The sequence below is a fragment of the Bacillus sp. PS237 genome (assembly GCF_037963345.1).
Lineage (GTDB): Bacteria > Bacillota > Bacilli > Bacillales > Bacillaceae > Bacillus > Bacillus subtilis.
On the sequence record NZ_CP150156.1, the window covers coordinates 4,109,363 to 4,124,486 of the forward strand.

Sequence of the window (15,124 nt, forward strand, 5' to 3'; positions counted from 1 at the left end):
ATGTTTTTCACTTCCATTAATCCCTATACCTTACCACATAGTTTTTATACAATTCTTCGTTATAAAGGATTTCTTCGCCATGTGAAGAGCAAATGAGCGTTGGTTTGATTTGATCTATGATTGAGCCGCTGTCGATGTTCTCATTTATATCAACACTGAATCTTCTTATAGGTGGGTGTAAATCCTCCTTACTTGTGATAAAAAGGTCGCCCGTCAATAGCGTACGATCGATTTTATGATAATACACAACATGCCCCGGCGAATGGCCAGGTGTTAAATAGTATTTCAGAGGCAGATGAGCAAGCGTTTGCTCCGTCAGCGGCTGTACAATATGGGCTACCCCTGTGTTCTCCACTTCATTTTTGTTCGGATATGGCTCTTCCCCATTGATGTACTTTAGTTCTTTCTGGTGCGCAAAAATCGGAATATCAAATCTCTCTAACCATTTTGATGCACCCCCGATATGATCACTGTGGCCATGGGTAAGCAAAATGGCTTTTGGATTGCCGATCGCTAACGCTGCCCTAATTTGAGCATCAGCAAAACGTTCTATTCCCGTATCAACAATATAAACATCATCACCATCTTTGATAAACCAGGTATGAACCGGAATACGAAGAGGCACATCAAGCTCAAATTCACATTGAAAGACATGTTCTGATAGTTGTCTCAAATTCACGCAAACCATCTCCTGTGGAAATTTTTTGATAGTTTTAAAGAAAACAGAAGTGAACGGACTATTTTCACCCACGCTCGAGCTGACTGGATTCTTGAGAGGAAACGCCGATTTTCGCCAGCATCAGCTCAACTTGTTAACGTTGTCCATTAATAATCCCTTTTGTTCCCCTTCTTCACATATTCCCAATCACGTTCTATATTCTTCCTCACTCTATGAAGGAGTGCAGAAATGGTTTCCTTTTCCTCTGAAGTAAAACCGGACAAGGCCACTTCCGTGGAATGTTCTCCTTCTCTTCTTAACAATGGATATACCTTTTTCCCTTTCTCAGTCGGGAACAGTTTTTTTATTTTTTTATTTTGCTCATCCGGCAGTTTTTGAATAAATCCCTGCATTTCCAGCTTCTTAATGGCCCGCGCGGCCGTTGTCCGGTCCACTTTTATCATTTCCGCCAATTTTTCTTGAATAATTCCCGGATTTTCGTATATACGCACGAGATAGAGATACTGCCCTCTTGTTAAGTCTAAATCTTTAAATTCGATGTTGCTTATGGAATCCAACGCTCTTGCTATCATGCCGATCTCACGCAAAATATCATTCATTCCTAAAACCCCTCACGTATTTTTGTTGCAATTACAACAAAAATGTTTTAACCTTACTATTATAAGACCACATGCGTGCTGTACAGTCCAGACTAATATCAGAAAAGGATTGATTCATAATGAATATAAAAAGAATAACAACTGAAGCTGATTTACATGAAGCTTTAAAGATTAGAAGAGGCGTTTTCATTGAGGAGCAACATGTGTCTGAAGCCGATGAGTTCGATGAATTTGATACGCTTCAGGAACAATGCCAGCATATCTTGGTATATCATGAGAATCAGCCTGTCGGCACCGGACGCGCGCGCATCGTTGGCCATACAGCAAAGCTGGAAAGAATCTGCATCCTAAAACCTTACCGTAAGTACGGATTGGGGAAGATCATCGTAAGCGGGTTAGAGGAAATCATGAAAGAAAAAGGACTGACTTCATATAAGCTGCATGGTCAAACACAAGCGGCAGGCTTTTATCAAAAACTGGGCTACCAGATTTCTTCACAGGAATTTATGGAGGACGGCATCCCTCACGTCTTGATGACAAAAGAAATATCGCGGAATATAACATGAAATATATGTATTACGGAATAGGCATACTCATATTAAGTTTGGGCATTTCCTTAACCATACAATCAGGACTGGGCACATCACCCTTCGATGCCCTTTTGGTTGGTCTGTCAAAAAAAATCGGTCTTACCGTAGGAAGCTGGGAGGTCCTTATTTCTGTGATCCTCTTAATCTGCAACGCTATATTAACGAGAAAAAAACCTATTTTGCTGGGCTTGATTACAGCATTCATTACTGGAATAGGCATTGACCTATGGTTGTTTGTTGTAAAAAACACCATCTATCTAAACTCGTTGTTAAGCAAACTGATTTGTTTTGGAATTGGTTTGGTGCTCATCGGTCTTGGAACAGCCATCTATCTTCAGACGAAATTCGCATCAACACCGATCGATCATTTAACACTTATTATCCGAGATCTCTCCAAAAGAACAATATTGTTTTCAAGGACATTGGTATACGCTCTTTTCTTAGTATTAGCCATCATCTTTAAAGGCCCTATCGGCATCGGAACTCTTTTAACGGTTTGTTTGGGAGGAATGCTCCTTCACGTTTTTATGCCTATTGTGGAAAGACATTTCTTATCAAAGAATAGAAGAGGTTATTAAGAAACCTCTTCTCGATCCAAAAAACGAAACGCAAAACAAGCCCCGTTTCGTTGTCAATTCTTTATCTCTGGTACTGTTGAGGTTTTATAATCAATTAAAATTTATAGTACCAAAAAATCGCAATTTCATTTGCTGTTGGAAAGTTGGAATAAAGCATCGTATCAACCGCACCTATTATAAAGTGATGTTTGGCATAAAAATGACAAGCTGAAATATTAATATCTTGGGTTTCAAGCATAAGACCACAAAAATGATTCTCCTTTGCCCACTCAATCGCTTTATGTAATAATGCTGTTCCAACACCTTTTTTTCTATAGTCTTTTGCCACGGCAATGTCCTCTATTAGTGCATACCCATTCCAGTTAGAACGGATCTTAATCCGGCCAATGCAGTTGTTTTCAAGATAATATAAAAAAGCCGCTTTCCCCTCTTCTTCAACATAACTAACATCCATGTCATCATCTTCATATTGTTTAAAATAAGGTTTAGAAAATCGTTCCTCAGTATATGTCCAAACACCGTTTTCAAAAGCAGGTATCATTCTCCCAAAAACAACGAAAGGTTCGTTTGGTTTATTGAAATCTTTCATATTCAAATGAGTCATTTTCATGATCATATCAATCTCCGCCAATCGAGATAATATTTAGTAAACTCGTTTCGATACTATTCAACAACAGCTTCCAAAAGTGTACTCTTTAAGAGAACAGCATTAGATAAGGCATCCATTACCTTATATATTTCACTATCTTAATGAGGTATTTCAACAGAGGCTTGTGGTACAGTAAAAAGGAATAGAAACAAGAGAAAAGAAGATGAACCTATGCCCACTAACAATAAACTCAATGAGAAATATCATACTTCCTTCAACTCGCCCACAACCCTGTTGACTAGTATCCGTGGAGAGAGGAAGCTTTGACACAGCTTCTGCCATTGATGACATCTCTATTGAAGTATCCAAAGGACAACCAAGGATCGCTCTTTGACTTTTTCAAGAAGAAAGTAGAGTGAATAAAGGAGTGATTGAGTATGTTAACAAGAGAAGATATCTTTAAACACGTCAAAGAAAAATACGGTACATCGCCTGATTACCCGTGGGAGAAATACCCAAACTATGCTTCTTTGAGACATACATCAAACAAAAAATGGTACGGTCTTATCATGAATGTTCTCCCAGAAAAATTAGGCTTGGATGGTCATGGCGAAATAGATATTCTAAATCTAAAATGTCCCCCTGAAATAAGTGATCGCTTAAGAAACGGGGAAAATATCTTACCCGGATATCATATGGATAAGGAACATTGGATTTCAATTGTTTTAGAACGGACAGATCCAGAAGGCGAAATCTATAACTTAATCGAGCAGAGCTTTCATTTAACCAAGTGAAGATAAAGAGTGTTCCTGCTAATCAAGCTGCGAAGAGTAGTGGGCACTTTCATTTTAGGATACTGTTCTTCACTCTGTCCACAAACGCAACTTAGTTCATCTGGTGCGAGAGTGGGAGAAGAATTTCAACCAACTTCTTATGTAAAAGGATGAATAGTTATGACAAATAACTTAAAACAGAGAAGAATCATTTTAGATTTAGCAGTTACTTTAGATGGTTTTATTGAAGGGAAAAATGGAGAAGTTGATTGGTGTATTATGGACCCTGATATGGGGTTTACTGATTTTTTAAATCAAATTGATACTATTTTATATGGTAGAAAAAGCTTCGATTTATGGGGACAATACATTCCAAAAAATGAAGACCCTGATACAGAAAAGGAACTTTGGAAATTGGTTCATAGTAAAAAGAAATATGTTTTTTCCAGAACACAAAATGAGATTGATAATCAAGCCATATTTATAAATGATAATATTCTTGAAGAAGTAAATAAATTGAAGAAAAATCCTGGTAAAGACATCTGGCTATATGGTGGAGCGAGTCTCATTACAACTTTTATAAATTTGGGGCTTGTTGATGAATTTAGATTATCTATTCACCCTGTTGTTTTGGGAGAAGGAAAACCGTTGTTTATTGATGTAAAACAGAGGATAAATTTAAAAATGGTGAATACAAGAACATTTTCCTCTGGCGTTGTGCAAATCGTTTATCATTGGAATGGCTAACATTGTAAAGTAACACTCGACAGTAATCCTTCTTATTGAACTAAAGGGGAATCCATAAATAATGGGTTCCCCTTAATATACTATGGAATTATCAATATCAAATTTTCTGTAATAAAAGAGGATTGAAAAGGACGATGTCTCCTCAATTAACATCATTAAGCATTATAGTATATTTTCTTCTCCCTCTTTTAAGTAATCGGCTAAGTTTTGTATTTATAAAAAAACGAAAGAAGGTGATCCAATGCCTACTAACAATAAACCCAATAGATTAATCGCTGAGAAATCTACTTATTTTACTTCAACATGCTCATAACCCTGTGGACTGGTTCCCTTGGGGAGAAGAAGCATATGAAAAAGCGAAACGCGAAAACAAGCCTGTTCTCGTATCTATTGGGTATAGCTAACGATGGCTAATCTAAAGAACATGCTATTGATGCCATGTTTATTCATTTTACAAAAAAGGATCAACCTTGAATTACTTTCACAAGATTGATCCTTTCACTCATTTAGCCATGTCTCCGCGAACGTTTATATACATTCAAGATTACTAGCCAACAAATAACAATGATTCCTGCAAAAAGTATGAGCATATTGCTATACAAATAGGTAGAGTGATCAACGTCAATAGGCAGCAGCCTATGATCTAGGAAGCCGATAGATAATAAACCGCCTACAATCGCAATACCCGTTCCCTCTGATAAAAAGCTCGTGAAATTAAGCAAACTCATTCCAGCGCCCGCTTCCTTTTCTTTCAAACTGCTAGACACAACTGTAGATATAACTGTTTTTGTGAAAGATAGCCCCCCAAAAACAAAAATTACTATAATTGTCATGATCCATGGTGCTGCATCTATAAAAAAGGCAGCGATTAAAAAGCCGGAAGAAAGCAATGCACTTCCAATAGTTAGTACATACAAGGAACCTTTCCGATCAACAAGCAATCCCCCAATGTAACCAAAGATGATGACACTCATTGTTCCGGGGAAAATAATGCCGCTTCCAATTGCTGCAGTACTTAAATGGTGAACATCTTTCATCATGTAAGGAACCATAGAGACAAATCCTGCTACTGTACCAAATATTAGTCCTCCGCAAAGGGTTCCAATCACAAAAAAGACGTTTTTCCCTAATTCAGGGTCAACAAAAGGGTCCTGAGCTTTCCTAATGTGTTGCACAAATATGAAGAAAGCAAGGATACTGATGATCAGAAAAGAAAATCTATAAGATGTTGTAAACAGCATAAAAAATACGATACCTGCAGACATCAATATAATCCCTGCCATATCAATGTGTCCTCTTATTCTCTCTTCCTTTTTCAACAATTTTATAAGGAATGGAACGGTGATAATTGTTGCAGTTGGAATAAGCAGCAAATACGACCAATGGATATAATGAGCAACCATTCCGCCAATAGCTGGCCCAACACCTTCTCCCATTGCTACCAGGGACCCGATCAGGCCAAATGCTTTCCCCCTGTTCTCTTTTGGAATATAGCGCGCAACGACAACCATCACAAGAGCTGGGAATGCGGCTGCACCAATTCCTTGAATAAATCGGGCTAGAATGAGAATAGGAAAGAAAGAGTGTCCAACAAATCCAATGATCGACCCTAAGCCATTTACCATAATCCCAAATAGAAGCAGATTTTTGATGCCCAGCTGGTCTGATAGCTTTCCATATAGAGCTGTTCCAATGGAGAAGGTTAACATAAAGGCTGTATTCACCCAGTTTGCACTTGCTGGCAGTTTATTAAACTCGTTGGCAATATCAGGTAATGAGACGTTCAGAACCATTTCATTTAATACGCTGAAAAATGATAGAACACAAAGCCAAATCAAAACTTGATTGTGCCGTAAAGTTGACTGTGAATAAGACGTATTCACAATTTCCCCTCCATTAATGAGGGCAGACGCAGTTTATAGGGTCATTGATACGCTTCCCTCTTTTAATTGTACCCTGTTCATTTTATTGCACTTCATAATAACTCCCCCTACATTTGATTGATATGATCTTATTATATATAGACTAAGGATTAAACTTTTACTTTTTTTATAAAAATTTGACCAGATTGCGAAACAAGGAAAAACGTTATTCGCATTTATCTCAAGTGGCAAAATGAAACATTAGTTTATATTTTCACATCACAATTATCGATAAGCAGTCAGTTATTGTATTTGTTTAGGATAACTGTGGTAACCTGAATATAACCAACTTAGGAAGAAGGTGATCCCATGCCAAATAAAAGTAAACCCAATAGATTAATCGCTGAAAAGTCTCCTTATTTACTCCAACACGCCCACAACCCTGTGGACTGGTTCCCGTGGGGAGAAGAAGCATTTGCAAAAGCAAAACGCGAAAACAAGCCGGTTCTGGTCAGCATCGGTTATTCGACGACTTGTCATTGGTGGCCTGGGATAATCAAATCGTGTGGAACTCCATTAAAAGATAACAGAAGCCATTTTAAACGATAATACTATTTGTTCAAACAATACAGTCTACCTTTTATTTCATTCATTTTCTAAAACCTGTAATCCGTAACCACGCGGTAGCAGGTTTTTTTATTTGCTTGACTTAGAGTTAACTCTAAATTGTAAACTAACTTTAATTAAATGAGAGGGATGATGTTGTTGTATTCCATTAGTAAAGCTGCTGAGAAGACTAGTATTAGTTCGTATACATTAAGATATTACGAAAAGATTGGGTTACTTCCACCACCAAAACGAAAAAACAGTGGAAGGCGTTTTTATACGGAGACTGATATTCAGTTCATGTTATTCCTGAAAAGTTTAAAGGAAACAGGTATGTCTTTGGAGGATATTAATGAGTTTGTCAAAGACGGATGCATTTTGGAAAAAATCAATTCGGATGTTAAATCGGCACAACTCTCCCCATCTATAAATAAACGTATTGAGATTTTAACCAAGCACTTAGAGAAAATGGAAATTAAAAAAAGGGAGCTGGAAGAAGTGATTTCTACTACAAAAGGAAAACTGGATACATATTATTCAATTTTGAAAGAGGAAGTGGAAAACAAATGAAACATTTAAATATATACATAATGTTACTTGGCTTCTCTATTTTCACGGGAGCTACTTTTAATCTTGCAAAATATACAGTTGGATATTTTTCTCCATCGTCTTCTGCGGCATGGCGTTTCGGTTTAGCGGCTGCAGTGATGCTCATCATTTTGATTTTTACTGAAGGTATAAAGAAGAGTCAATTACGGAAAAACGCCGTTTCATACATTGTTCTTGGAATTATAGGAATCTTTGGATTTAATGCCTTGTTTTTTGTTGGTTTAAAATATACATCTCCCGTTAACGGAGCATTAATAATGGGGCTGAATCCTTTATTAACAGCAATTCTCGCTCGAATTATCTTAAAGGACAACATGACAAAAAAACAAGTACTCGGCATATTCTTTGCATTCATCGGTGTATTGTTAGTCATTACACAAGGTTCTATCGAAACCATTAAAACCTTATCAATTTCAGGAGGAGACTTAATAATCTTTACAGGTAACGTTTGTTGGGCACTTTATGGCGTACTTGGACGTCGGTTTGTAAAGGATGGTACACCGCTATCTACAACCACTTATACGATGGTTATTGGTGCTGTTAGTTTAATAGTAGTTTCCTTATTTACATCCAAACCTGTTTCTTTATCGAACATCCCGATTGGAGTTTGGGGGGCAATTGCTTTTATGGCTTTTTTTACAAGTGTTTTGGGTTACCTATGGTGGAATCAGGGGATTAAAGAGATTGGAGCTAGTAAAACATCTTTATTTTTCAACCTTGTTCCCGTTGTAACGATGATTATTTCATTTGCCGTTGGAACACCAATAAAGGTATTTCAAGTTATTGGGGCTGTGCTAGTTATATTAGGCGTTTTAACCGCTTCGGGGGTAATACGTATTCCTAAGTACAATACTAAAGAACAGTCAGCTATATAAAGAAATAGGGAGTATTTTTGAGAAAATGTGTTAAGTTAAATATACACTAATTATAGGAAGAAGGTGATCCCATGCCAAACAAAAGTAAACCCAATAGATTAATCAATGAGAAATCACCATATTTACTCCAACACGCCCACAACCCTGTGGACTGGTTCCCGTGGGGAGAAGAAGCTTTTGAAAAAGCAAAACGCGAAAACAAGCCGGTTCTGGTCAGCATCGGTTATTCGACTTGTCATTGGTGCCACGTGATGGCCCACGAAAGCTTTGAAGACGAAGAAATCGCGCGTCTTCTCAATGAACGGTTTGTGGCGATTAAAGTCGACCGGGAAGAGCGGCCTGATGTGGATTCTGTTTATATGAGAATCTGCCAGCTGATGACCGGGCAGGGCGGCTGGCCGCTGAATGTGTTTATCACGCCTGATCAAAAGCCGTTTTACGCGGGTACATATTTTCCAAAGACGAGCAAATTCAATCGTCCCGGTTTTGTTGATGTGCTTGAGCATCTGTCTGAGACGTTTGCGAACGACCGCGAGCATGTCGAGGATATTGCGGAGAACGCCGCTAAACATTTGCAGACCAAAACAGCTGCAAAAACTGGTGAGGGCCTTAGCGAATCAGCGATTCACCGGACATTCCAGCAGCTTGCCAGCGGGTTTGACACGATCTACGGCGGTTTCGGGCAGGCACCGAAATTTCCAATGCCTCATATGCTGATGTATTTGCTACGTTATGATCACAATACAGGGCAGGAGAACGCTCTATACAACGTGACGAAAACATTGGACAGCATGGCGAATGGCGGCATTTACGATCATATCGGCTATGGGTTCGCCCGCTATTCGACCGATGACGAGTGGCTCGTTCCCCACTTTGAAAAAATGCTGTACGACAATGCGCTGCTGCTGACCGCTTATACAGAAGCCTATCAGGTCACGCAAAACAGCCGCTATAAAGAGATTTGTGAGCAGATCATTACGTTCATTCAGAGGGAAATGACTCATGAAGACGGAAGCTTTTTCTCGGCTTTGGACGCGGACACAGAAGGAGAAGAAGGAAAGTACTACGTGTGGTCAAAGGAAGAGATTCTAAAAACGCTCGGGGACGATCTCGGAACGCTGTATTGCCAAGTGTATGACATCACTGAAGAAGGAAACTTTGAAGGCAAAAATATTCCTAACCTCATTCACACAAAGCGAGAACAAATCAAAGAGGATGCCGGGTTAACCGAAAAAGAGCTCAGTCTCAAACTCGAAGACGCAAGACAGCAGCTCTTGAAGACACGCGAGGAAAGAACCTATCCGCATGTCGATGATAAAGTGCTTACCTCATGGAACGCGCTGATGATCGCGGGTCTTGCGAAAGCGGCAAAGGTATACCAGGAGCCGAAATATCTCAGCCTAGCGAAAGACGCCATCACATTTATTGAAAACAAATTAATCATCGACGGCCGTGTGATGGTCCGATATCGTGATGGCGAAGTGAAAAACAAAGGCTTTATCGACGATTACGCTTTTCTCCTATGGGCTTATCTGGATCTCTATGAAGCTTCGTTTGATCTTTCTTATTTACAAAAAGCGAAGAAACTGACAGACGATATGATCAGCTTATTTTGGGATGAGGAGCATGGCGGATTCTACTTCACCGGACACGATGCAGAAGCCTTAATCGTACGGGAAAAAGAAGTGTACGACGGCGCCGTGCCTTCAGGAAACAGTGTGGCAGCTGTTCAGCTGCTGCGTCTCGGGCAAGTCACAGGCGACTTATCACTGATCGAAAAAGCGGAAACAATGTTTTCCGTGTTCAAGCCAGACATAGAAGCGTATCCGAGCGGCCATGCTTTCTTTATGCAAAGTGTGTTAAGGCATCTGATGCCTAAAAAAGAAATCGTGATTTTTGGCAGCGCAGACGATCCAGCCAGAAAACAAATTATAGCGGAGCTTCAAAAAGCCTTTAAGCCCAACGACTCCATTCTGGTGGCAGAGCAGCCCGAGCAATGCAAAGACATTGCGCCATTTGCAGCAGACTACCGCATCATAGACGGCAAAACAACCGTTTATATTTGTGAAAACTTCGCCTGCCAGCAACCGACAACAAATATTGAAGAAGCGATCCACACATTAATAAGCAGCAGGGATTAAGACCCTTGCTGCTTACTTTTTGATTTCTTATGGTACCATAAAGCGATCCCCGCAAACACAAGGTTGACCGCTATCGTAAAGAAAGCCTCCCACATCGGGTTCCCCCGCGTAACGGTAAACAGAGAAGGAATTCCTCCATACACACTGTTTTTTTCTGTAATAAACATACACAAAAACATATTATTCGCGGCATGGGCGCCAAGTGATATTTCGATGCTCCCAGTTTTAATCGTGTAATACGTCCACACAAACCCAAATGTTAAGTACTCAATTCCTGCCCAGACAGCGCCATTGTTCATTTCTGGATTCGCAAAATGCAATACGCCAAACAATCCTCCGACAATCAGTGTCAAAAATAGAGGATTTTTCGTCAATCTCCCGAAAGCTTGAAGCAAAAATCCCCTGAAAAATAGTTCCTCAGCTGATGTCTGAATCGGAACCAAAATGAGGGCAGCCGCTAGCAGCCAGATAAATCGTGATGCATTAAACTCTTGCATTGAATAGCTATCAGGATGAATCACAAAATCAATCAATTGTACGGCGATCATTAGCAAGAAATAAGCAATAAAACCAAAGGAAATTCTCCGCCAATTCATCTTTGAATTTGGTGTTATCACCGTTCGGAAAGGCCGCTTCAAAATAAAGCGCACAGCCAGCCAAACTCCCGGAATGGCGAATAAATAAATCACATGGGACAAATAAAGATCTACGAGGGGATCACTCAGCACAGCTTCATCCAAATCAAACGTGATATTGGGATTCACAATAACCGTGAACAATATAGCGAAAAGGTAAGCTATATTCCCTAATACATATAACCCTACCATCACCAAAAAAGCGAAAAAATATCTCCACAACGTATTGTTTCCTTCTATAGGACGGATAAATGAATTCATTCCTTCTATGTCTCTTCCTTTCAATGAGAATATTACTATATATTTGCATAAATTGGTCTATGAATCTACTGTTTTGGAAATCTTTTAAGCAAAATTAAAATATAAAGTGTGAATTTAGTTCTTCCATCTAGTGATTTGAACTCTGTTGCCAATGAACCAAGATACTTATAATAGTCCCAAGAGGGGAATTTTCAGTCTTTTCTACTACTCAAAAGGGGGTTTTTTATGAATACGATCTTCAAACAAAAGAATACACATCCTTTCTCAAACGCAGCGAATCGTTTAGACCGCCTTCCGATTTCACGCGTTCATTTCCAAGTGTTAACCGCTCTCGGCATTGTTTATTTCTTTGATCTCGCAGATTTATTTACCCTCAGCAACGTAGCGCCGGCACTGATCGAGCATTGGGGCATCCCGCTTTCAACTATTGCTAACGTAACGGCCGCTTCGTTTTTAGGCATGTTTTTAGGCGCTTCACTGGGCGGACGGCTGTCCGATCGAATCGGCCGCAAAAAAGCCTTAAATCTATTTGTCTTTGTTTTCTCAATCGCATCGCTATGCAATGCTGCGGCATGGGACATTCCATCTTTAATGACATTCCGTTTCCTCACCGGATTTGGCGTTGCAGCCGCCATGGTCATTACGAATAGCTATTTGGCGGAATTTTTCCCTTCAAGTGTACGTGGAAAATATATTTCTTTTTGTGCCATGATTGGATTGATTGGGGTTCCGATCACCAACATTGTGTCTGCCTTTGTCATTCCTCTTGGTTCATGGGGATGGAGGCTAGTATTTGTATGGGGTGCCGTCGGCCTTATTTATTTTTTCTTCATCCACCGTCTGGAAGAGTCACCTCGCTGGCACGAAAATCGCGGGGAATATGCGAAAGCCGATGCGATCCTCACCCGAATTGAAGAACAGGTTGAAAAGGAGAAAGGCCCGCTTCCGGCAGCATCCCAGCCTAAAGTAAGCGAAACTGTTAAGCAGAATGCAGGTTACGCAGGCTTATTGAAAGGCAGAAACCTCAAAATTACCATCGTATTATCTGCTGTATGGATTTTTGAAACGTTTGGGTTTTACGGATTTGCTTCATGGGTTCCAAGCCTGCTAAAAAGCAATGGCGTAACCATGGAAAATACATTATGGTATAACGTATTGCATTCCGTCGGCGCTCCACTTGGCGCACTGCTCGGCTCCATGATTTCCGAAAGATTTCAAAGAAAATGGATTTTAGCTGCGAGTGCGTTTCTGACGGCCATCGCCGGGCTCTTATATGGTATGACTTTTATTCCCATCATGATCATTGTATTTGGTTTTATCGTGAATATCACAGAACGGGTCTTTACCTCGAACTTATACGCCTATACATCTGAACCTTATCCGACTGAATACCGCTCGTCTGGCAGCGGTTTAGCCTATGGTCTTGGCCGTTTTTCAAACATTTTTGGCTCATTGCTTGTCGGATTTATTGCCGTTCAGCTCGGCTATATCAGCGTCTTCTTATTTATTGGGGGCTGTTGGCTCGCATGCTCCTTGCTGTTAATCTTCTTCGGTCCTAATACGAATGCAAAACAGATTTAAAAAAGTCAGTGCGGATCTGCCGCACTGATCTCATTACAATTGCTTCAAAATCCTTGCGGGGTTTCCGCCTACAACAGTATTAGCGGGTACATCCTTAGTGACAACAGATCCAGAAGCAATCACTGCGTTATCACCGATTGTCACTCCCGGGTTAATCACCGCCCGGCCTCCAATCCAAACTTGATCTCCAATTGTCACAGGCTTACCGAACTCCTTCCCGGATTTCCTTTCGATCGGATCAAGAGGATGACCGGCCGTGTAGATATGTACACCTGGCGCAATCAAACAATGACAGCCGATACGCACCTCACACACATCTAAAATGACACAGTCAAAATTAACAAATGTATGATCTCCGATATGAATGTGATAGCCATAATCACAGCGGAATGTCGGCAAAATCGTGACTTGATCCCCAACCGAACCGAGCAGCTCCTTCAAAAGCTTCGTCCGCACTGCATCATCTTCCGGTGTTTCGTTGTATTGTCTAATCAGCTGTCTCGCATGCTTGCGTTCTAGTAATAGTTGTTGATCTTCCGAATTGTATAATTCTCCGGCTGCCATTTTTTCTTTTTCTGTCCTCAGCATTTAAGTCACTCCAGATGTCAGATTGTAATCTCGATCAAATTTCCTTCATCATCCTCAATCACGCTTTCATAGTAGCCGTCTCCTGTTGTCCTCGGGCCGTTTACTACTGCGAAACCATCCGCCTTCAATCGATCAGTCAGTTCGTCAACTTTCTCCCGGCTCCCAACGGAAAAGGCAATATGTGCCCAGCCTGTCATTGTTTGTGAGGGCGGATCGGTCACATTCCCTTTTTTCATAATTTCCAGCCTTGCTCCGGAATCAAACGTAATAAAATAAGACTTAAAATCTTTTTTCTCATTATGATACAAATCATTCGCTTCGCCATTAAAATACGATTCATAAAAAGACTTCATTCGCTCTAAATCATTGACCCAGACCGCTGTATGTTCAATCTGCATTTCTTCCTCCTCCTTCGCCTTCAATGAAGTTATAAGGTATGAAATGCATTTCAGTTCAAGCTTTTTTCTTAAATTTATGCTGAATTTTGATATCAGCGGGTTCATCCTGCAAAAATAGAGAAAATGCTGCGATGCCGAGCTGCTCAAGATTCAAATCAAGCGACGGAAAACCAAGAACACGGCTGATAGAAGTATTTCCCTCGCCTATGATTTCAACATCCCAATTATTCTTTTTGGCAAATAGATGAATTCCAGCTGCCACTTCATCACTATTTGCATAAATAGCAGTCGGAACCCGCCCGCTCATATAAAAATGTTCAGCTGCCAGCTCACCATCATTCATATCGTTGCATCCGGACAGCATATGGCGGTCTTCCAACCTTCCGCAGACAGCTTTATAGGCCGCAGCTTTATCAGCCGTGCTCGGGCTCCTATCAGCTTCTCTGACACACGTAAAAGCAATATTCTCATGCCCGCGGCTCTTTAAATAGCGAAAGCTCTCTGCATAAGCAGTTTTTCTGTCATTAAAAGCACAAGGGACATCAATGTCTCCGGTATCCTCACAAGCGATGACCGGCCCATATTCCTGATAAGCTAAAATGCTGTCCCAATGATTGGCGCGGGAAGTAATGATGAGACCGTCTATTTTCTTCGTTCTTAACAGCTCTAAATATTTGATTTCAATATCGGGGTTATAATTGGTGGGGAGAAGGGTCGTTGCATACTCATGCTGAAAAGCCGCCTTGGTGATTCCGTTAACGATTTTATCAAAGCAGGGATGATCGCTATAAGGCAGAATCACACCGACCGTATGGGTTTTCCCGCGAATGAGATCGATTGCGGTTCGATTTGGTGTATAATCCAATTCCTTCATGACTTGATGAACAAGCTTTCTCTTTTCTTCAGATACATACGGATGATGATTCAATACACGCGAGACAGTCGAAACAGATACATTTGCCAGTCTTGCGATCTCTTTTATATTTGCCATCTCTTTCTCCTTTTCATATAAA

17 protein-coding genes and 1 pseudogene are annotated in these 15,124 nt (G+C 40.3%); 10 read left to right on the forward strand and 8 right to left on the reverse strand.

Translation table 11 applies throughout. The features are described 5' to 3' along the window. Positions 1-16: 16 nt before the first annotated feature. Together NST22_RS21345 and NST22_RS21350 are read right to left on the reverse strand one after the other, a co-directional pair. Positions 17-679: an MBL fold metallo-hydrolase gene (locus NST22_RS21345; protein ID WP_003226877.1), complete on the reverse strand. Its 663-nt coding sequence runs from the start codon at positions 677-679 to the stop codon at positions 17-19. Between the two features lie 146 nt (positions 680-825). After that, positions 826-1,278 (reverse strand): MarR family transcriptional regulator, encoded by a 453-nt coding sequence (locus tag NST22_RS21350; RefSeq protein ID WP_003226875.1) that lies wholly within the window; start codon positions 1,276-1,278, stop codon positions 826-828. A gap of 119 nt (positions 1,279-1,397) precedes the next feature. Here NST22_RS21350 and NST22_RS21355 point away from each other — a divergent pair, with 119 nt between their 5' ends. Both NST22_RS21355 and NST22_RS21360 read left to right on the forward strand, forming a co-directional pair. Further along, a complete protein-coding gene (locus NST22_RS21355; RefSeq protein WP_003243577.1) occupies positions 1,398-1,844 on the forward strand; it encodes a GNAT family N-acetyltransferase in 447 nt (148 codons plus the stop codon). Then, positions 1,841-2,446: a YitT family protein gene (locus tag NST22_RS21360; RefSeq protein ID WP_003244154.1), complete on the forward strand. Its 606-nt coding sequence runs from the start codon at positions 1,841-1,843 to the stop codon at positions 2,444-2,446. The genes NST22_RS21355 and NST22_RS21360 overlap by 4 nt, the downstream gene beginning before the upstream one ends. A gap of 94 nt (positions 2,447-2,540) precedes the next feature. On the opposite strand, the gene satA is transcribed toward NST22_RS21360, so the two are convergent. Beyond that, a complete protein-coding gene (gene satA / locus NST22_RS21365; protein WP_003242546.1) occupies positions 2,541-3,062 on the reverse strand; it encodes a streptothricin N-acetyltransferase SatA in 522 nt (173 codons plus the stop codon). A gap of 410 nt (positions 3,063-3,472) precedes the next feature. On the opposite strand from satA, the gene NST22_RS21370 reads away from it, so the two are divergent. The 3 genes and pseudogenes from NST22_RS21370 (at position 3,473) to NST22_RS21380 (ending at position 4,959) form a co-directional block, all read left to right on the forward strand. Further along, on the forward strand, positions 3,473-3,829 hold the full coding sequence (locus NST22_RS21370) for an MmcQ/YjbR family DNA-binding protein (RefSeq protein ID WP_003244448.1): 357 nt from the start codon (positions 3,473-3,475) through the stop codon (positions 3,827-3,829). A 159-nt stretch (positions 3,830-3,988) separates the two neighbouring features. Then, entirely contained in the window at positions 3,989-4,555 is a 567-nt protein-coding gene (locus NST22_RS21375) for a dihydrofolate reductase family protein (RefSeq protein ID WP_003243497.1), read from the forward strand. A gap of 241 nt (positions 4,556-4,796) precedes the next feature. After that, positions 4,797-4,959: pseudogene (locus tag NST22_RS21380) on the forward strand (DUF255 domain-containing protein). 102 nt (positions 4,960-5,061) lie between these two features. Here NST22_RS21380 and tet(L) read toward each other — a convergent pair. Further along, positions 5,062-6,438, reverse strand: coding sequence for a tetracycline efflux MFS transporter Tet(L) (tet(L), locus tag NST22_RS21385; RefSeq protein ID WP_003242953.1), 1,377 nt, complete (start codon positions 6,436-6,438; stop codon positions 5,062-5,064). 348 nt (positions 6,439-6,786) lie between these two features. Between tet(L) and NST22_RS21390 the strand changes: the two genes are divergently transcribed. The 4 genes from NST22_RS21390 (at position 6,787) to NST22_RS21405 (ending at position 10,648) form a co-directional block, all read left to right on the forward strand. Next, a complete protein-coding gene (locus tag NST22_RS21390; protein WP_003243894.1) occupies positions 6,787-7,026 on the forward strand; it encodes a DUF255 domain-containing protein in 240 nt (79 codons plus the stop codon). A gap of 150 nt (positions 7,027-7,176) precedes the next feature. Beyond that, on the forward strand, positions 7,177-7,593 hold the full coding sequence (locus NST22_RS21395) for a MerR family transcriptional regulator (RefSeq protein ID WP_010886646.1): 417 nt from the start codon (positions 7,177-7,179) through the stop codon (positions 7,591-7,593). Further along, positions 7,590-8,507 carry an EamA family transporter gene (locus tag NST22_RS21400; RefSeq protein ID WP_003242776.1) on the forward strand — a complete coding sequence of 306 codons (918 nt, stop codon included), beginning with the start codon at positions 7,590-7,592 and terminating at the stop codon, positions 8,505-8,507. The genes NST22_RS21395 and NST22_RS21400 overlap by 4 nt, the downstream gene beginning before the upstream one ends. Before the next feature lie 71 nt (positions 8,508-8,578). Next, a complete protein-coding gene (locus NST22_RS21405; protein WP_009968448.1) occupies positions 8,579-10,648 on the forward strand; it encodes a thioredoxin domain-containing protein in 2,070 nt (689 codons plus the stop codon). Here the strand turns inward: NST22_RS21405 and NST22_RS21410 are convergent. Beyond that, positions 10,645-11,544: a type II CAAX endopeptidase family protein gene (locus NST22_RS21410; protein ID WP_003244361.1), complete on the reverse strand. Its 900-nt coding sequence runs from the start codon at positions 11,542-11,544 to the stop codon at positions 10,645-10,647. The genes NST22_RS21405 and NST22_RS21410 overlap by 4 nt on opposite strands. 225 nt (positions 11,545-11,769) lie before the next feature. Here NST22_RS21410 and NST22_RS21415 point away from each other — a divergent pair, with 225 nt between their 5' ends. Then, positions 11,770-13,125: an MFS transporter gene (locus NST22_RS21415; protein WP_003243011.1), complete on the forward strand. Its 1,356-nt coding sequence runs from the start codon at positions 11,770-11,772 to the stop codon at positions 13,123-13,125. A 33-nt stretch (positions 13,126-13,158) separates the two neighbouring features. Here the strand turns inward: NST22_RS21415 and NST22_RS21420 are convergent, their stop codons facing one another. Genes NST22_RS21420 through ccpB form a run of 3 tightly spaced genes read right to left on the reverse strand, consistent with a single transcriptional unit; the run spans position 13,159 to position 15,102 of the window. Next, positions 13,159-13,713, reverse strand: coding sequence for a sugar O-acetyltransferase (locus NST22_RS21420; protein ID WP_003242928.1), 555 nt, complete (start codon positions 13,711-13,713; stop codon positions 13,159-13,161). Between the two features lie 17 nt (positions 13,714-13,730). Continuing rightward, positions 13,731-14,111, reverse strand: coding sequence for a VOC family protein (locus tag NST22_RS21425; protein ID WP_003244460.1), 381 nt, complete (start codon positions 14,109-14,111; stop codon positions 13,731-13,733). Between the two features lie 55 nt (positions 14,112-14,166). Then, positions 14,167-15,102: a transcriptional regulator CcpB gene (gene ccpB, locus NST22_RS21430; RefSeq protein ID WP_003243573.1), complete on the reverse strand. Its 936-nt coding sequence runs from the start codon at positions 15,100-15,102 to the stop codon at positions 14,167-14,169. Positions 15,103-15,124 lie beyond the last annotated feature (22 nt).